This is a genomic window from Stenotrophomonas pictorum JCM 9942 (assembly GCF_001310775.1).
GTDB lineage: Bacteria > Pseudomonadota > Gammaproteobacteria > Xanthomonadales > Xanthomonadaceae > Stenotrophomonas > Stenotrophomonas pictorum.
Window position 1 is genome coordinate 17,035 of record NZ_BAZI01000004.1, and the last position, 17,599, is coordinate 34,633.

Here is a 17,599-nt window from a genome sequence, read left to right on the forward strand (position 1 = left end):
GCGGCCCGGACATCAGTCCGGGCCGTTTCAGGGTAAGACCCTGCCATTGACGAGTACGCAATGACCAAATCCGAACTGATCGAAATCCTGGCGCGCCATCAGGCGCATCTGAAGGCAGACGATGTCGATCTGGCGGTGAAGTCGTTGCTGGAAATGATGAGCGGGGCGCTGGCCTCCGGTGAGCGGATCGAGATCCGTGGGTTTGGCAGTTTTTCCCTGCATTACCGCTCGCCCCGCCTGGGGCGCAACCCGAAGACGGGTGAGTCGGTGGCCTTGCCAGGTAAGCATGTGCCGCACTTCAAGCCAGGCAAGGAGTTGCGCGAACGCGTCAGCCCTGTCGTGCCGCTGGAAAGCGATCCGGCCTGAACGCTTTCGCCGGGTACTGCGAATTCATGCTTCGGGCGGTAAGCTACGGGCACAAATTTTAGGGGCGGTAGCCGAGTGAAAATCGTCCGTTTGTTGTTGTTGCTGGCGGTACTGGTTGGTGGGCTGGTGATCGGCTCGCTCAACTCCCAGCCAATCGACATCAGTCTTGCTTTCTGGGTATTACAGACGACCTCTGGCCTTGCGACCATCGCTTCGCTGCTGCTGGGGGCGCTGGTTGGCGGCGGCATGGTGCTGCTGGGGCTCGTTGTCCCGCTATACGCCAGATTGCGTCGCGCCAACAAGGCCCTGTCTTCTGCTGTTGTCGAGCTTTCCGGCTCGGCGCAGCCACCTTCTCCATTTGATGGACGCTGATCACCGATGGCCTTTATCAGTGAGTGGTTCTGGTTTTTCCTGTTTCTGCCGATCGCGGCGGTCAGCGGTTGGGTGATCGGTCGGCGTGGGGGGCAGCGTCATAGTGAGAGTCAGGTCAGCCGTCTTTCCAGCACCTATTTCCGTGGCTTGAACTATCTGCTCAACGAGCAGCCGGACAAGGCGATCGAGCTGTTTTTGCATATCGCCGAGCTGGACAAGGAAACATTCGAGACCCAAGTGGCGCTGGGTCACCTGTTCCGCCGGCGCGGAGAGGTGGATCGCGCGATCCGCCTGCATCAGGGGCTGGTCAATCGCAGTGATCTGACTGATGCCCAGCGCGTGCAGGCACTGCTCGCCTTGGGCGAGGACTACATGAAGTCCGGCCTGCTGGATCGCGCCGAAACCGTGTTTACCGAACTTGCGCAGCTGGATCAGCGGGCGCCACAGGCCCTGAAACATCTGATCAGCATCTATCAGGCCGAGCGCGACTGGGAGAAGGCGATCCAGAATGCCACCCGTTACGAAGAGGTCACGGACGAGCCGATGGGCAAGCTGATCGGCCAGTTCGAATGCGAGTTGGCCGAGCGGCATCGCGCGGCCGGGCGGCTGGACGAGGCTCGGGCGGCGATCAAACGGGCCAACGTGGCCGATGCGATGAGTGTCCGTGCCGGCATCATCGAAGGGCGGTTGGAGAGCGACTTCGGCAACGATGAGTTGGCAGTCCGGGCGTTCGAGCGGGCGGCGCGCAATGATCCGGATTACTTGCCCGAGATCCTTCCGCAGTTGCTGAAGAATTACCGTAATGTCGGCGATATCGCCGGTGCCCGGGCATTTCTGGCTGAAATGACCGAGCACTACCGGGGCATCGCACCCGTGCTGGCGTTGACGCACTTGATGGAAGAGCAGGAAGGGGTTGCGCCGGCGCGGGCCTATCTGGGCCGTCAGTTGAAGGATCGCCCCTCGGTGCGCGGCGAGTCGGCGCTGATCGATTTGACCCTTGCCGAAGGTGCGGACCCGATCGCGACGCTACAGGACCTCAAACACATCACCGACCAATTGCTGGTTCGTAATCCGTCCTATCGCTGTACGCGTTGTGGATTCGGCGCACGTACCATCATTGGCAGTGCCCCAGTTGCAAAGAGTGGGGTTCGGTCAAACCGCTGCTGAATTTCGCGGTCCTCTGAGTCGTGTCGTTGCACTATGTCCTTCTGTTGATGCTGGTTTTCAGCGCTGCAACTATTGTGACTTGGGGGGCGATCCGCTACGCGCTGTGGCGTCAGTTGTTGGATCAGCCGGGCGAGCGTCGCAGCCATCAGGTGACCACGCCTCGTGGCGGCGGTATTGGTATCGTGGTGTCGCAGCTGCTGGCATGCATGCTCGCAGTTGCGCTGCTTCCTGTTTTCGCCATTCCAGTAACAGTGTTCGCTCTCGGTTTGCTGCTGGTGGCGGGTATCGGCTGGTGGGATGACCATCGCGCTTTGCCAGCGCTTCCTCGTCTGTGTGTGCACTTGGTGGCTGCCCTTTTGCTGGGCGCAATGGTGTGGGCGGAAAGCGGCAGCCTGCTCAAGGCGCTGTTTTGCGCAGGTCTGGCAGTTTCATTGATCAACATCTGGAATTTTATGGATGGCATCAATGGCCTGGCTGCAACCCAGGCGATCATCGTCGGGCTGGGCGCAGTACTGCTGTTGCCGCAACCGTATTCATTTGCGGCGTGGGCATTTGTAGTGGGCTGTGCCGGCTTTCTTCCGTTCAACTTCCCGCGGGCCCGCGTGTTCATGGGTGACGTGGGCAGTGGCGCGCTTGGGTACCTGGTTGCCGGGGTGCTGGCCTTGGGGCTCTGCGTAACGGAGGTTGCTCCAGTGCTATGGCTGCTGCTTCCAGTGGCGTTCTTCATCGATGCCGGATTCACGCTTCTGTTGCGGATCTTGAACGGAGAGCCTTGGATGGAGGCACATACGCAGCACCTCTACCAGCGATTGGTGAAGCGTGATTTTAGTCACTTTGCGGTCACGCTCGGTTACGTAGCTTTCAGTCTGATCGGGCTTACAATCGCCGTTGTATTTTCAAGGCTACCCCTAGTTTGGGGTTGGGCAGGGGGCTCAATCTGCATTGCCGCAGCGACGGTGATCTGGATTTCCTTTCGCGCAAGATCAATTTCATAAGGATGATGGCGGGTATGAGGTCTTTGCGAGAGCGCTTCGTTGGTGGTGGCTTGCGATATGCGGTGATGACGCATGACCTGGTCATGGTCTGGCTGTGTTGGCAGCTGCTGTTCCTGGGGCGCTATGCCTTGTTGAATGAAGCGCCTCCCCAGCCCTGGTTCTCGCTTGACGTATTGGTGGTCATAGCGCTGCAGGCGCTGGCTTTCTGGAAGGTTGGCCTCTATCGGGGTCTATGGCGTTTTGCCAGTGTTGCTGACCTGATCAATATCTTCAAAGCGAGTTTCATCGGATTGCTCGCCATTCTCGTGGTGTTCTCGTATCGCCGACTGGAAGGTATTCCCATCTCGGTATTGGTGGTCTATCCCTTTGCGTTGTCGGCGTTGCTAGGTACGCCACGCCTGTTGTACCGCGCTTGGAAGGACTACCAGGCAGTCAATTCGGATGCCAGGGCGCGGCGGGTTCTCGTGTTGGGTGCTGGTCATGCTGCAGAGTCCTTGATCAAGGATCTTCGCCGGTCCGGCGACTATGAACCGGTTGGGTTGTTGGATGATTCGACCCATCTGCAGGGCGCCAAGCTGCATGGCACCCCTATCCTCGGCCGGCTGGATGATGTTGCTTCGGTTGCCAGAGAGACGGACGCCAAGCTTCTTGTCATCGCGATTCCGACACTCGACGCCGCCGGCATGCAGCGGGTGGTGGGCCTCTGCGAAAGTACGGGGTTGCCGTTCCGCACTGTTCCCCGATTGGCCGATATTCTGGATGGGAACTCTTTGCCAGGGCAACTCAAGGAAGTTGCGATTGAGGACCTATTGGGCAGGAAGCCGATCCTGCCGGATTGGGAGTTGATCCGTGGCTGGCTCCGCGGCCGGACAGTTCTGGTGACGGGGGGCGGCGGATCTATCGGGTCGGAATTGTGCCGTCAATGCGCACGACATGGAGTCGCCAAGATTGTTGTTCTTGAAATCAGCGAATTGCTGATGATCAACATCCAGGCAGAACTGCGCAGGAATTTTCCCGATCTGCAGGTACTTGGCTTGTTGGGTGACTGCGGAGATCCGGCAGTGATTCGCCATGCCTTGAGCAGGTATCGCCCTGATACCGTCTTTCATGCGGCCGCTTATAAACAGGTTCCACTGCTTGAAGATCAGTTGCGTGAGGCTGTGCGCAACAACACATTGGCCACAGAGTGTGTGGCGACCGCATGTGTTGAGGCAAGGTGGAGAATTTTGTATTCATCTCCACTGACAAGGCCGTGGATCCTGTGAATTCGCTGGGGGCGACCAAACGCTATGCGGAGATGATTTGCCAGAGTCTGGACAAACGTTCCGCTGCAACGAGGTTTCTGACGGTCCGCTTTGGCAATGTGCTCGGATCCGTGGGGAGTGTGGTACCGCTGTTCCGTGAGCAGATCAGAAAAGGCGGTCCAGTCACCGTGACCCACCCGGATGTCAGTCGCTATTTCATGACAATCCCGGAGGCCTGTCTGCTTATCCTGCAGGCGGCAGCTTCGTCATCGCGCGGTGCCATCTACATGCTGGATATGGGAGAGCCGGTGCTTATCCGGCATCTGGCGGAGCAAATGATCCGACTGGCAGGCAAACAACCGGGAGTGGATGTTCCCATTGTGTATACCGGCCTGCGTCCAGGTGAGAAGCTGCATGAAAGCCTTTTTTATGCCGATGAGAAGTGTCGCCCCACGGCGCACCCCAAGGTCATGGAAGCGGGCGTGCGTGAGTTCTGTCCAGAGTTGGTGCTTGGTAACATCGCCGGTTTGCGACGAGCAATAGCCGATTACGACATCGATGCGATGCGTGAGATTCTTCTCGCGACGATTCCCGAGTTCAGGGCGGTCGAGGAACCGTGTTCCGCCAATGCGGGTGCGAAGATCGTACCTTTCCCCTCAAAAGAAGCAGGAAGGATTCACTGATGCATGAGCGGATAAAGAAAGCGGTGTTTCCTGTGGCGGGCTTGGGTACCCGGTTTCTGCCGGCGACCAAGACGGTCCCCAAGGAAATGCTGCCGATCATTGATCGGCCGCTGATCCAGTACGCCGTCGATGAGGCTATCGAGGCCGGTTGTGACACGCTGATCTTCATCACCAACCGCTACAAACATGCGGTAGCCGACTATTTTGACAAAGCCTACGAGCTGGAACAGAAGCTTGAGCGCGCCGGTAAGCTGGAGCAGCTGGAGCAGATACGCCATGTACTGCCCAAAGGCGTGCGGGCCGTGTTCGTAACCCAGACCGAGGCGTTGGGGTTGGGGCATGCGGTTTTGTGTGCCAAGCCGATCGTCGGCAACGAGCCATTCGCGGTGCTGCTGCCCGATGACCTTATCTGGAACCGTGGTGACGGTGCCCTGAAGCAGATGGCCGACTTCAATGCCGCCAGTGGCGCCAGTGTCATCGCGGTCGAAGATGTCCCGCACGACAGGACCGGCAGTTATGGCATCGTGGCGACCGACAAGTTCGATGGTCGTCATGGCCACATCACCCAGATCGTCGAAAAGCCCAAGCCTGAAGATGCACCCAGTGATCTGGCGGTGGTGGGGCGTTATGTGCTCAGCCCGAAGATCTTTGAGTTGCTCGAAGCTACCGGCACAGGTGCTGGCGGCGAGATCCAGCTGACCGATGCGATCGCACAACTGCTCAAGACCGAGCAGGTGGATGCATATCGTTTTGAAGGCAAGCGTTTTGACTGCGGTACGCATCTCGGGCTGGTCGAGGCGACGGTTCGCTTCGCACTGGAGAACGACAAGCTGGCCGGACCGGCGCGTGCGATGATGCAGAAGATGCTGGCCGAGTAAGCGTCAGCGACAGATCTGGAAGCCAATGTTGTCTGTCAGCTGGGCAGGTTCGAAAGGCAGCCGGAAGGCTGCCTTTTTTTGATGTGATGCCGGTGTCCCGTAGGGCGTGGTCGCGCTGTGCCGGGACATTATCGGCCAGCTGTCTGCCGGGCAATGCTCGGGGCAACACATTCGGCTTGCTTGATTGCGAATGAGCTAGGCCTTTTTCCATGGTCGCTGAAAAGAGAAGGCGGCCCTGCGGCCGCCTTCGTCCATCAACAGCATGGCGAACCGCTTACAGCGATTCGAAAATGCCTGCAGCGCCCATGCCGGTACCGATGCACATGGTCACCATGCCGTACTTCTGCTGGCGACGGCGCAGGCCATGCAGCAGGGTGGCCGTACGGATCGCACCAGTGGCGCCCAGCGGGTGACCCAAGGCGATGGCGCCACCCAGTGGATTGACCTTGGACGGATCCAGGCCACAATCGCGGATCACCGCCAGCGACTGCGCGGCAAAGGCTTCGTTGAGCTCGATCCAGTCCAGCTGGTCCTGGCTCAAACCGGCCTGCTTCAATGCCTTCGGAATCGCCGCGATCGGGCCGATGCCCATCACTTCCGGGCGCACGCCGGCGACCGAGAAGCTGACGAAGCGGGCCAGCGGGGTCAGGCCGTAGTCCTTGATCGCCTGCTCCGATGCCAGCAGCACCGCACCGGCGCCATCGCTCATCTGCGATGAATTGCCCGCGGTGACCGAACCGCCGAACTGGCCATTGCGGAACACCGGGCGCAGCTTGGCCAGTCCTTCTGCGGACGAGTCCAGGCGCGGGCCTTCGTCCGTGTCGGCGATCTTGTTGCGGGTGATGATGCGCTTGCCATCTGCCAGATCCGGCAGGTGCGAGACGATGTCGTAGGGGCTGATTTCGTCCTTGAATTCGCCGTTCCGGATTGCGGCGATAGCCTTCTGGTGCGAGGCCAGGGCGAACGCGTCCTGTTCTTCGCGCGAGATCTTCCATTCCTCGGCGACTTTCTCGGCGGTGATGCCCATGCCGTAGGCGATGGCAACGTGGTCGTTGTCGAACACGCTTGGCGCCATCGCGATCTTGTTGCCCATCATCGGCACCATCGACATCGATTCGGTGCCGCCGGCCAGCATCAGGTCGCTGTTGCCCAGACGGATCTGGTCGGCAGCCATCGCCACGGCCTGCAGGCCGGAGGAGCAGAAGCGGTTCACCGTCTGCGCGGCGATGGTGTTGGGCAGGCCAGCCAAAAGCACGCCGATGCGTGCCACGTTCATGCCTTGCTCGGCTTCGGGCATGGCGCAGCCGATGATGGCGTCGTCGATGCGGTTGACGTCCACGCCCGGAGCCTGTGCGACCACGCTCTTTAGAACGTGGGCGAGCATGTCGTCCGGACGGGTGTTGCGGAACATGCCCTTGGGCGCCTTGCCAACCGGGGTGCGGGTGGCGGCGACGATGTAGGCGTCCTGGATTTGCTTGGTCATTGCAGTGATCTCTTCAATAGGTGTGAGCGTGAGGGCGGGCGAGGGCAGCGCTTGCAGCGCCGCCCCGAAGCACGCTCACTCAGTTCCGCAGCGGCTTGCCGGTGGTCAGCATGTGCGCGATACGGGCCTGGGTCTTTTCCTGCTGGGCCAGTTCGACGAAGTGCTTGCGCTCCAGGGTGAGCAGCCACTCTTCGTCGACCACGCTGTTGCGATCGACCTTGCCGCCGCACAGCACGGTGGCGATGCGCTCGGCGATCTCGTAGTCGTAGGGGCTGATGAAGCGGCCTTCGAGCATGTTGACCAGCATCATCTTGAAGGTGGCGATGCCCACGTCACCGGCCACGCGGATGCGGCGTGCCGGCAGCGGCGGTCGGTAGCCGCCTTCGGCCAGTGCGGTGACTTCAGCCTTGGCGATGTGCAGCAGCTCGAAGCTGTTGAACACCACCTTGTCGGTGCCGCGCATCAGGCCCAGTTCCTTGGCGTTGACCGCTGAATTGGAGACCTTGGCCATGGCCACGGTTTCAAAGGTCTTCTTCAGCTCGGCGAACACGTCGCCGTCCGGGCCGGCCGCCTGCGAGGCGCGCACGGCGATTTCCTTCAGGCCGCCACCGGCCGGCAGCAGGCCGACGCCGGCTTCGACCAGGCCGATATAGCTTTCCAGCGCCGCCACCGACTTGGCCGCATGCATCTGGAATTCGCAACCGCCGCCCAAGGCCAGGCCACGTACCGCGGTCACCACCGGCACGGTGGCGTACTTGATGCGCTGGCTGGTGCGCTGGAAGTTGGCCACGATCGCCTCGAATTCGGCGATCTTGCCGGCCTGCAGTGCACCCAGTGCGCCAGCCAGGTCGGCGCCCGCCGAGAAAGGCTCCTTGTTCTGCCAGATCACCACGCCCTTGAACTGCTTTTCAGCCAGACCGATTGCGTGCTGGATGCCGTCCAGCACCTGGTCGGAGACGGTGTTCATTTTGGTCTTGAAGCTGATGACGCCGATGCCGTCACCGTCGGTCCACAGGCGGATGCCGTCGTTCTCGAACACCGTTTCGCCCGGCGCGAACTTCTCGCCCAGCAGTGCGTCCGGGAAGCGTTGGCGCTGGTAGACCGGCAGCGAGGAGCGCGGCACCAGGGCATTCTGCGACGGGCTGTAGCTGCCTTCGGCAGCGTGCACGCCGTCACGGCCGTCCAGCACCCAGGCCGGCAGCGGCGCACTGCTCATGCTCTTGCCGGCGGCGATGTCGTCGGCGATCCACTGTGCCACCTGCTTCCAGCCAGCTGCCTGCCAGGTCTCGAACGGGCCCAGCGACCAGCCGTAGCCCCAGCGGATGGCCAGGTCGACGTCGCGCGCGGTTTCGGCGATATCGGCCAGGTGGTAAGCGCTGTAGTGGAACAGGTCGCGGAACGTCGCCCACAGGAACTGTGCGTGCGGGTGCTGGCTTTCGCGCAGCTTGGCGAACTTCTCGGCCGGGTTCTTGATCTTCAGGATCTCGACCACTTCCGGTGCAGCCGCGCGGTCGGCGGGACGGTAGTCCTGCTTTTCAAGGTCGATGACCATGATGTCCTTGCCGACCTTGCGGAAGATGCCGGCGCCGGTCTTCTGGCCCAGTGCACCCTTGCCGATCAGCGCGTCCAGCCATGCCGGCGCGTGGAAGTACTTGTGCCAGGGGTCGTCAGGCAGGGTGTCGCCCATGGTCTTGATGACGTGGGCCATGGTGTCCAGGCCGACCACGTCGGAGGTGCGGTAGGTCGCCGACTTCGGGCGGCCGACCAGCGGACCGGTCAGGCCGTCCACTTCGTCAAAGCCCAGGCCGAACTGCTGGGTGTGGTGGATGGTGGACAGGATCGAGAACACGCCGATGCGGTTGCCGATGAAGTTCGGGGTGTCCTTGGCGTAGACCACGCCCTTGCCCAGGTTGGTGGTCAGGAACGTTTCCAGGCCTTCCAGCACCGCCTTGTCGGTGGTCTTGGCCGGGATCAGCTCGGCCAGATGCATGTAGCGCGGCGGGTTGAAGAAATGCACGCCGCTGAAGCGGTGGCGCAGTTCTTCCGGCAGCACGTCGGCCAGCTTGTTGATGCCCAGGCCCGAGGTGTTGGACGCCAGTACCGCGTGTTCGTTCACGAACGGCGCGATCTTCTTGTACAGGTCCTGCTTCCAATCCATGCGTTCAGCGATGGCTTCGATGATCAGGTCGCAGTCGCGCAGCTGCTCCAGGCCGGAGTCGTAGTTGGCCGGGGTGATGGCTTCAGCCAGCGCCTTGCTGGCCAGCGGCGCCGGGCTCAGTTTGCCGAGGTTGGCAATGGCCTTGAGCACGATGCCGTCGGCAGGACCTTCCTTGGCGGCCAGGTCGAACAGCACGGTGTCGACGCCGGCATTGGTCAGGTGGGCGGCGATCTGCGCACCCATGACGCCTGCGCCAAGGACGGCGGCGCGGCGGACAATCAGGGAATTGGACATATCGATAAACCTTTGGTCTGCGAGGACGGGTGGATCAGGTGAGGGAGGTTGAATCCGGCGCGCGCGCACTGGCGCGGAAGCCGGCTTCGGCGAAATGGATCAGTTCCTGCGCGGCCTTGCTGCGATGGGCGGCCTCGCTGATGTTGTGTGGGCGCTTGATCAGGCCGAAATCGGCCATGGCGTAGGTCAGCGAACCGGCCAGGAAATCCAGGCGCCAATAAAGTTCCTCTTTGCTCAGGCCCGGCACGCAGGCGCCGATGGCCTTGCCGAACTCGCGCAGCACGTGGCCGTAGTGGTCGGACAGGAACTTGCGCAGGTTGTCGTTCTTCTCGGCATAGGCGCGGGCGATGACGCGGACGAAGGCGCCGCCGCTCTGGCGGTCCTGGGCCATCGCCAGCGCAGGCTCGACGAAAGCGGCCAGCAACGGGCGCAACTCGCCGGGATGGGCGGTGCGCGCCTGTTCCAGCTGGCTCAGGCGGGCAGCGGACATCTCGTCCATGCGGCGGCGGAACACTTCATTGACCAGGTTGTCCTTGGACCCGAAGTGGTAGTTGACCGCGGCGATGTTGACATCGGCATGACTGGTCACCTGGCGCAACGACGTGCCGGCGAAGCCGTACTGGGCGAACAGTTCCTCGGCTGCGCCGAGAATCCGGTCCTTGGTGGAAAAGCTGGCGGGTTTGCCCATGGCGGCTCAATCAATCAAACGATTGTTTAAATCCTACGCCTGTGCCAGGGCTCCGGTCATGCTGCCATGCAGCATCATTCATCCGCCGCTGTGCAAACGCCAGGGTCAACCGGTAGAATTACCCACCGCAATTCAGGCTAAGCCCGCGTCCGCACGCGGGTTTTTTTCATGTACCCTCGGGCCGACCGGCCCATATACCGGAGAATTCCCATGGCGCTCGAGCGCACTCTTTCCATCATCAAGCCCGACGCCGTCGCCAAGAACGTGATCGGTGAAATCTACGCCCGCTTCGAAAAGGCCGGCCTGAAGATCGTGGCTGCCAAGTACAAGCAGCTCTCGCGCCGTGAAGCCGAAGGCTTCTACGCCGTGCACCGCGAGCGTCCGTTCTTCAACGCCCTGGTCGAGTTCATGATCTCCGGCCCGGTGATGATCCAGGCCCTGGAAGGCGAGAACGCCGTGCTGGCCCACCGTGACCTGCTGGGCGCCACCAACCCGAAGGACGCTGCGCCGGGCACCATCCGCGCCGATTTCGCCGACTCTATCGACGCCAATGCCGCCCACGGTTCGGATTCGGTCGAGAACGCAGCCATCGAAGTGGCCTATTTCTTCGCTGCCACCGAAGTGGTTTCGCGCTAAGCAGAGGTTGAAGTCGTGAACGAGGTCGTACAGACACCCGCCATCCAGCCGTTGCCGAAAACGGCAGGCAGCGCTGGCAAGCAGAACCTGCTCGACCTTGATCGCGCGGGCCTGGAAACGTTCTTCGTCGAAACCCTCGGCGAGCAGAAGTTCCGTGCCCATCAGGTGATGAAGTGGATCCACCACCGCTACGTCACCGATTTCGACCAGATGACCGACCTCGGCAAGGCGCTGCGCGCCAAGCTGCAGCAGCATGCCGAGGTCGTCGTCCCGAATATCGTGTTCGACAAGCCCTCGGTCGACGGCACCCACAAGTGGTTGCTGGCGATGGGCGTGGATGGCAAGAACGCCATCGAAACCGTGTACATCCCCGACAAGACCCGCGGCACGCTGTGCGTGTCCTCGCAGGTCGGTTGCGGTTTGAACTGTACGTTCTGCTCCACCGCCACCCAGGGTTTCAACCGCAACCTGAGCACCGCCGAGATCATTGGCCAGGTGTGGGTTGCCGCCCGTCACCTGGGCAATGTGCCGCACCAGATGCGTCGTCTCACCAATGTGGTGATGATGGGCATGGGCGAGCCGTTGATGAATTTCGACAACGTCGTGCGTGCGATGAGCATCATGCGCGATGACCTGGGCTATGGCTTGGCCAACAAGCGCGTGACCCTGTCCACGTCCGGTCTGGTACCGCAGATCGACCGCCTCTCGGTCGAGAGTGATGTGTCGCTGGCCGTTTCCCTGCACGCACCCAACGATGAGCTGCGCGAGACACTGGTGCCGCTCAACAAGAAGTACCCGATTGCCGAGCTGATGGCTTCCTGCGCGCGTTACCTGCGCGGCAACAAGAAGCGCGATTCGGTGACCTTTGAATACACCCTGATGAAGGGCATCAACGACCAGCCCGAGCACGCCCGCCAGCTGGCGCGGCTGATGCGCCAGTTCGACAACGCGGTGCAGGCCAAGGATTCGGGCAAGGTCAATCTGATTCCTTTCAATCCGTTCCCGGGAACGCGCTACGAGCGCTCTGACGAAGAGCAGATCCGCGCTTTCCAGAAGATCCTGCTTGATTCGCAGGTGTTGACGATGGTGCGCCGTACCCGTGGCGATGATATCGACGCGGCCTGTGGCCAGCTCAAGGGGCAGGTGATGGACCGCACGCGTCGCCAGGCCGAGTTCAACCGTCTGCTTGCGGCGCAGGAAAACGGAGATGTCGTTGCTTGATCGCCTGCTGATGCTGCTGGTCGCCACAGTGCTGGTTACCGGCTGCGGGCATGGTCGCGACTCCAGGGCGGGAACGGTTCGGCGCATCGAGCAGGTCGCGCCGCAGTACGATCTGCGCGATGACAAGCAGGCGCGTCGGCGCATTCAATACCAAGAGTTGCTGCGTCTGTCCGGTGACCGGCTGGGACGCAACCAGCTCGACGACGCACTCAAATACGCCCGCTCCGCGCAAAAGCTGGAGCCCTCGGTTCCGGATGCTTACACCGTACAGGCGGTGATCGAAGGCTACAGGGCCAATCCGGCGGCCGCCGGAGAGCTGTATCGCAAGGCCGCCGAGCTGGCGCCTAAGCAGGGCGATGTGGCCAACAACTACGGCGCCTGGCTGTGCGGCAATGGTCATCCGGCAGAAGCGCTGGTCTGGTTCGACAGGGCGCTGGCGGATCCGGCGTACGCCGCACGGGCTGATGCACTGGCCAATGCCGGGGGCTGTGCGCTGGATGCAGGGCAGCGCGAACGTGCCGAGCGCGATCTCCGCCAGGCGCTGGCCTTGGCGCCTGACAACGCGTATGCGCTGGAGTCGATGGCACGCAGCGAGTACGCCCGGGGGCGCTATTTCGAGGCGCGCGCCTTCTATCAGCGGCGTCTTGCGGCTGCGCCGGCCACGGTTTCCGTGTTACAAATTGCCATTCAGATTGAAGAGCGGCTGGGCGACAGGAGTGCCGCCGGTCGATACCAACAGCGGCTGCGCGAGGAGTTTCCCTCGACAGCGGCCTCGAATCCCCAAGGCTAGTGCATTGTGATCAATGATCCAGGTGTGAACGCTTTTGAAGGTGTGGTGGGGTGTGGTGAGCAGCTTCGCCGGGCCCGCGAGGCGGCAGGGCTGTCGATACAACAGGTTGCTGGTCAGCTGCGTATGCCGGCTCAGGTGGTCGCAGCGCTCGAATGTGAACAGTGGGGTCGCCTCGGTGCGCCCGTGTTCGTGCGTGGTCAGCTGCGCAGCTACGCCAGGCTGTTGAAGGTGGATATCGGCGAGGCCCTGCAGCGGGCGATGATGGCGCCGATCGAGCCGCCGGCACTGGTCAGCCACATGCACACGCCGCGGCTCAAGCGTATGGCGGAGAGTCTGGGGCGTCGGGCGGTCTATGGAGTGATCACCGCGGTGCTCGCGGTTCCGGTGTGGTTTGCCTTCCAGGGCAAACTGGTCGACACCCCGCCCAGTACCGCTTCGTTGGATGTGATGCCCGAGGCGGCGTCCGCGGCGTCGCCTCAGACGGTTGCCGGGGGGCAGGGGGTACCTGCTCCGGTGGCTGGCAGCGCACCCAAGCGCGCTCCCTATATCGCCTCGATGGCCCCTGTTGCGCGAAATGCGGTCCCGGCCCCTGCCGCGACGCTGACGCTGGATTTCAAGGGGGACAGCTGGGTGGAGATTCTTGCGCCCGACGGTTCCGTCGTGGAAAAGGGGTTGATTCCCGCCGGGCAGATACGCAGCTTCGATATCGGGCAGGTCGGGCGCATGAAGCTCGGCAATGCGGCCGAGGTCGCGGTTCGACAGGCGTCGGGCAGCGTCGATCTGACGCCCTACAAGCGCGGCAATGTGGCCCGCTTTACGGTATCCTCTGACGGCTCCGTGGCGCCGGTTTCGTACTGAAACGTGGCATCCAATTAAAACAACAATGCTCCCCGGAAAAGTGGGGCGAGAGTACGCATGGCGATTGACGACCTGCTCGACGAGCACGAACAAAGTGAACGTGTCCGCACCTGGCTTCGCAAAAATGGGTTTGGAATTTTTGCCGGAGTGGTGCTGGGTATTGCCGCCATCTACGGTTGGCAGTGGTGGCAGAAGGACCAGGTGGGCAAGCTGGCCGAGGCCAATACCCGCTATGAGTCTGTTCTGCGCAGTCTGCAGTCCAAGAATCTCGACGAGGCTGTGAAGGAAGTCGCGGCACTGGAAGGTGGCAAGGCCGGGATCTATGCCGATCTGGCCGCGTTGGAGCTGTCCAAGGCGCAGGTCGAGGCCGGCAAGCCTGAGGATGCGATCAGGACACTGCGTGGGCTGAACGCCGAAGGCGAGTTCAAGGCGTTGATCGACCAGCGTATTGCCCGGCTGCTGATCGAAACCGGTAAGCCGGAAGATGCGCTGGCGCTACTGGGCCCGGCAGATGACAGCGCGGCTCTGGAGATTCGCGCTGACGCACTGATGGCGCAGGGCAAGCGTGATGACGCGCGGGATCTGTACAGCCAGGCGCTGGCCAAGCTGGATGTCGCTGCTCCGCAGCGCCGTCTGCTGGAAACCAAGCTGACTGATGCTGGTGGCACTGTGACCGACCCTGCGGCGGAGAAGAACTGATGAAGCTCAAGCAAGTTGCAGGTGTGGCGCTGATGGCGATGGCGCTGGCCGGTTGCTCCACGGTCAAGGGCTGGTTTGCCGGGAAGGATGCCGAGGCCAAGAAAGCGCTTGAGCCGATGGAGCTGGCCAAGTTCGAGCCGACGGCCAGTGTCAGCAAGATCTGGTCGGTGAATGTTGGCAAGGGCGAGGGCCGGATTGGCCTGCGCCAGGCGCCCGTCGTCGCCGATGGCCGTGTCTACGCGGCGGCCGTAGAGGGCGGTGTGCATGCGCTGGATTTGCAGAGCGGCAAGGAAATCTGGGAATACGTCCCGGCCAAGGAAAAGAAGAAGCCCAAGCTCCGTCTTTCCGGCGGTCCAGGCGCTGGCGAAGGTGTGGTGGTCATCGGCACGCTGGACGGCAAGGTGATCGCACTCGACGCCAGCACTGGTGCCGAGAAGTGGACGGCCAAAGTCCCGGGTGAGGTGATCACGGCACCTGCGGTTGCGCAGGGTCTGGTATTCGTGCGCAGCAATGATGGGCGTACCACCGCGTTCGACGCCGGCACTGGCGAGCAGCGCTGGTTCAACTCGCAGGAGTTGCCTGCCTTGACCGTGCGCGGCAATGCGCCGGTGGTTGCCGGTCCGGGCGTGCTGTTCATCGGCAACGATGACGGCACCGTGGCGGCGTTGGCGATGCAGGACGGCCGTCCACTGTGGGAGCAGATGGTAGGCGCGCCGGAAGGGCGTACCGAGCTGGAGCGCATGTCTGATGTCGATGGCCCCGGTGCTGGAAGGCAATACGCTGTATGTGAGCAGCTTCAAGAACCAGACGCTGGCCATCGAGGGCCCGACCGGGCGTCCGCTGTGGTCCCGCGATCACGGTGGCGCAGGCGGTGTTGCGGTGTCCTCGGGCAATGTCGTGGTCACCGATGGCAAGGGCGTGGTTTACGGGCTGGACAAGATGTCCGGTTCAGCGATGTGGTCGCAGCAGGCGCTGGGGCGCCGCTCGGTGACCGGTCCGGCCATCCACGGCGACTACGCGGTGGTGGGTGATTACAAGGGTTATCTGCATTGGTTGCGCCTGGACAACGGCGAACTGGCTGCCCGCGAGAAGGCCGGGGGCGATGCGCTCCGGGCACAGCCTTTGGTGGCTGACGGAATTCTGCTGGTGCAGAACGTGGATGGAAAGCTGACCGCATTCCGGTTGGCCCAATAAGGAGTAAAAGCGATGCTGCCCTTGGTCGCCCTGGTCGGACGGCCGAATGTCGCAAGTCCACCCTTTTCAATGCTTTCACCCGCACCCGGGACGCGCTGGTCCATGACCAGCCCGGTGTTACGCGTGACCGTAATTACGGTGTCTGTCGTCTCAATGAGGACAAACCGTTCCTGATCGTCGATACCGGCGGTATCGCAGGTGATGAGGAAGGTCTTGCCGGCGCGACCGCCCGGCAGGCACGTGCTGCCGCAGGCGAAGCCGATCTGATCCTGTTTGTCGTCGATGCCCGCGAGGGTACCTCGGCGCTGGACGATGAAATTCTCTCGTGGCTGCGCAAGCTGTCGCGGCCGACCTTGCTGTTGATCAACAAGATCGACGGTACCAACGAAGATACCGTCCGCTCGGAATTCTCCCGTTACGGTTTCAGCGAAATGCTGACCGTTTCGGCGGCCCATCGTCAGGGCCTGGATGACCTGCTGGACGAGGTGGTCGAGCGCTTGCCGGAAGAGGGGACGACCGAGACCTTGGACGATGATCCGGGTCGCATGCGTATCGCTTTTGTCGGGCGCCCGAACGTGGGCAAGTCCACGCTGGTCAACCGCTTGTTGGGCGAGGAGCGCATGATCGCCTCCGAAGTTCCCGGCACCACCCGCGATTCGATCGCGGTGGATATGGAGCGTGACGGCCGCGAGTACCGCCTGATCGATACCGCAGGCCTGCGCCGCAAAGGCCGGGTGGATGAAGTCGTTGAGAAATTCAGCGTCGTCAAAACACTGCAGGCGATCGAACAGTGCCAGGTTGCCGTTCTGATGCTGGACGCCACCGAGGGCGTTACCGATCAGGATGCCAGTGTGCTGGGTGCGGTGCTGGATGCCGGTCGTGCGCTGGTTGTTGCGATCAACAAGTGGGATGGTTTGACCGAATACCAGCGCGAGCAGGCGGAAGCCCTGCTGTCGCGCAAATTGAGCTTCGTGCCTTGGGCTGAAGTGGTGCGTATCTCCGCCCAGCATGGTTCGGGGTTGCGGGAGCTGTTCCGTGCGATCCATCAGGCCCATGCGTCTGCGACGATGGAATTCAGTACCAGCGAGGTGAATCGGGCGCTGGAGATCGCGTACGAAACCAACCCGCCGCCGGCCATTCGTGGCCACGTGTCCAAGCTGCGCTATGTGCACCCGGGCGGCAGTAATCCGCCTACCTTCATCGTCCATGGCACGCGCCTGAAGGATCTGCCGGAGTCGTACAAGCGGTATCTGGAGAACTTTTTCCGCAAGCGCTTCAAGCTGGTGGGCACGCCGGTGCAGTTCATCTTCCGCGAGGGCACCAACCCTTACGAAGGCAAGAAGAACGTCCTCACCGAACGCCAGGTCAAGGCCAAGCGGCGCCTGATGAAGCATGTGAGGGGAAAGTAGGAAAAAGGGCGTCCATGGGGCGCCCTTTTTTACTGGTCTTTGCTGGCGCTGCCCGGATTGGCGATGGTGGAGTCCGAGGGTGCACTGCCGGTTCCTGCGTCAATGGCGGGCATGGCGGATAATCACGCCATGAGCATTTGCGAGATTTCCCCTGAACAGGCGCGTACGCGCCAGACTGCCGGTGCCTTGCTGATCGACCTGCGTCAGGCGCACGAGCGCGCCGGCGGTATGGCCGAAGGCGCGCTGGGGATTGCCAAAGACGAACTGCTGGCCGCGCCGTCCCTGCATCTGCCTTCACGGGACAGGGAGATCCTGCTGATCTGCCAGAGCGGCCGACGCTCGGCCGATGCGGCGGCCGCGTTGCAGGCGGCCGGATACACCCGGCTGGCATCGGTTGCCGGCGGCACGGTGGCGTGGCGGGAGGGCAGGCCTGCCGCTGGTGCAGCCGCTGCTGGATGCTGGTG

General features: G+C 62.2%; 12 protein-coding genes and 5 pseudogenes. 14 read left to right on the plus strand and 3 right to left on the minus strand.

All coding sequences use genetic code 11. The features are described from left to right. Nucleotides 1–60: 60 nt before the first annotated feature. The 6 genes and pseudogenes from JCM9942_RS00765 to galU all read left to right on the plus strand — a co-directional run bounded on the left by JCM9942_RS00765 (nt 61) and on the right by galU (nt 5,705). On the plus strand, nt 61–366 hold the full coding sequence (locus tag JCM9942_RS00765; RefSeq protein ID WP_054656848.1) for an integration host factor subunit beta: 306 nt from the start codon (nt 61–63) through the stop codon (nt 364–366). A gap of 75 nt (nt 367–441) precedes the next feature. Further along, complete coding sequence (locus JCM9942_RS00770) at nt 442–738, plus strand: lipopolysaccharide assembly protein LapA domain-containing protein (RefSeq protein ID WP_054656850.1); 297 nt, start codon at nt 442–444, stop codon at nt 736–738. A 6-nt stretch (nt 739–744) separates the two neighbouring features. After that, nucleotides 745–1,922, plus strand: a pseudogene (gene lapB / locus JCM9942_RS00775) (lipopolysaccharide assembly protein LapB). Between the two features lie 30 nt (nt 1,923–1,952). Then, on the plus strand, nt 1,953–2,900 hold the full coding sequence (locus JCM9942_RS00780; protein ID WP_054656872.1) for an MraY family glycosyltransferase: 948 nt from the start codon (nt 1,953–1,955) through the stop codon (nt 2,898–2,900). Nucleotides 2,901–2,914: 14 nt separating this feature from the next. Then, nucleotides 2,915–4,827, plus strand: a pseudogene (locus JCM9942_RS00785) (polysaccharide biosynthesis protein). After that, nucleotides 4,827–5,705 carry a UTP--glucose-1-phosphate uridylyltransferase GalU gene (gene galU / locus JCM9942_RS00790; RefSeq protein WP_054656853.1) on the plus strand — a complete coding sequence of 293 codons (879 nt, stop codon included), beginning with the start codon at nt 4,827–4,829 and terminating at the stop codon, nt 5,703–5,705. The pseudogene JCM9942_RS00785 and the gene galU overlap by 1 nt, the downstream one beginning before the upstream one ends. A gap of 274 nt (nt 5,706–5,979) precedes the next feature. Here the strand turns inward: galU and JCM9942_RS00795 are convergent, their stop codons facing one another. From JCM9942_RS00795 to JCM9942_RS00805, 3 genes are all read right to left on the minus strand, one after another. Further along, entirely contained in the window at nt 5,980–7,188 is a 1,209-nt protein-coding gene (locus JCM9942_RS00795; protein ID WP_054656855.1) for an acetyl-CoA C-acyltransferase, read from the minus strand. Nucleotides 7,189–7,267: 79 nt separating this feature from the next. Beyond that, complete coding sequence (locus tag JCM9942_RS00800; RefSeq protein WP_054656857.1) at nt 7,268–9,640, minus strand: 3-hydroxyacyl-CoA dehydrogenase/enoyl-CoA hydratase family protein; 2,373 nt, start codon at nt 9,638–9,640, stop codon at nt 7,268–7,270. Between the two features lie 34 nt (nt 9,641–9,674). Next, nucleotides 9,675–10,328: a TetR/AcrR family transcriptional regulator gene (locus JCM9942_RS00805; RefSeq protein WP_054656859.1), complete on the minus strand. Its 654-nt coding sequence runs from the start codon at nt 10,326–10,328 to the stop codon at nt 9,675–9,677. A gap of 210 nt (nt 10,329–10,538) precedes the next feature. On the opposite strand from JCM9942_RS00805, the gene ndk reads away from it, so the two are divergent. From ndk to JCM9942_RS00845, 8 genes and pseudogenes are all read left to right on the plus strand, one after another. Continuing rightward, a complete protein-coding gene (gene ndk / locus JCM9942_RS00810; protein WP_054656861.1) occupies nt 10,539–10,964 on the plus strand; it encodes a nucleoside-diphosphate kinase in 426 nt (141 codons plus the stop codon). 15 nt (nt 10,965–10,979) lie between these two features. Continuing rightward, on the plus strand, nt 10,980–12,185 hold the full coding sequence (rlmN, locus tag JCM9942_RS00815) for a dual-specificity RNA methyltransferase RlmN (protein WP_054656862.1): 1,206 nt from the start codon (nt 10,980–10,982) through the stop codon (nt 12,183–12,185). A 10-nt stretch (nt 12,186–12,195) separates the two neighbouring features. Then, nucleotides 12,196–12,975 (plus strand): type IV pilus biogenesis/stability protein PilW, encoded by a 780-nt coding sequence (gene pilW, locus JCM9942_RS00820; protein ID WP_054656874.1) that lies wholly within the window; start codon nt 12,196–12,198, stop codon nt 12,973–12,975. A 6-nt stretch (nt 12,976–12,981) separates the two neighbouring features. After that, nucleotides 12,982–13,833, plus strand: a complete 852-nt coding sequence (locus tag JCM9942_RS00825) for a helix-turn-helix domain-containing protein (RefSeq protein ID WP_054656864.1) — start codon at nt 12,982–12,984, stop codon at nt 13,831–13,833. A gap of 57 nt (nt 13,834–13,890) precedes the next feature. Next, on the plus strand, nt 13,891–14,532 hold the full coding sequence (locus tag JCM9942_RS00830) for a YfgM family protein (protein WP_054656866.1): 642 nt from the start codon (nt 13,891–13,893) through the stop codon (nt 14,530–14,532). Beyond that, a pseudogene (gene bamB / locus JCM9942_RS00835) lies at nt 14,532–15,726 on the plus strand (outer membrane protein assembly factor BamB). The gene JCM9942_RS00830 and the pseudogene bamB overlap by 1 nt, the downstream one beginning before the upstream one ends. Nucleotides 15,727–15,738: 12 nt before the next feature. After that, a pseudogene (gene der / locus JCM9942_RS00840) lies at nt 15,739–17,135 on the plus strand (ribosome biogenesis GTPase Der). 129 nt (nt 17,136–17,264) lie between these two features. Next, nucleotides 17,265–17,599, plus strand: a pseudogene (locus JCM9942_RS00845) (rhodanese-like domain-containing protein); the annotation flags it as partial.

Bases quoted from the DNA above. Each gene is read 5' to 3' on its own strand.
- JCM9942_RS00765 (WP_054656848.1), top strand. From the start codon at position 61: ATGACCAAATCCGAACTGATCGAAATCCTGGCGCGCCATCAGGCGCAT.
- JCM9942_RS00780 (WP_054656872.1), top strand. From the start codon at position 1,953: ATGCTGGTTTTCAGCGCTGCAACTATTGTGACTTGGGGGGCGATCCGC.
- galU (WP_054656853.1), top strand. From the start codon at position 4,827: ATGCATGAGCGGATAAAGAAAGCGGTGTTTCCTGTGGCGGGCTTGGGT.
- JCM9942_RS00795 (WP_054656855.1), bottom strand. From the start codon at position 7,188: ATGACCAAGCAAATCCAGGACGCCTACATCGTCGCCGCCACCCGCACC.
- JCM9942_RS00800 (WP_054656857.1), bottom strand. From the start codon at position 9,640: ATGTCCAATTCCCTGATTGTCCGCCGCGCCGCCGTCCTTGGCGCAGGC.
- JCM9942_RS00805 (WP_054656859.1), bottom strand. From the start codon at position 10,328: ATGGGCAAACCCGCCAGCTTTTCCACCAAGGACCGGATTCTCGGCGCA.
- ndk (WP_054656861.1), top strand. From the start codon at position 10,539: ATGGCGCTCGAGCGCACTCTTTCCATCATCAAGCCCGACGCCGTCGCC.
- pilW (WP_054656874.1), top strand. From the start codon at position 12,196: ATGCTGCTGGTCGCCACAGTGCTGGTTACCGGCTGCGGGCATGGTCGC.
- JCM9942_RS00830 (WP_054656866.1), top strand. From the start codon at position 13,891: ATGGCGATTGACGACCTGCTCGACGAGCACGAACAAAGTGAACGTGTC.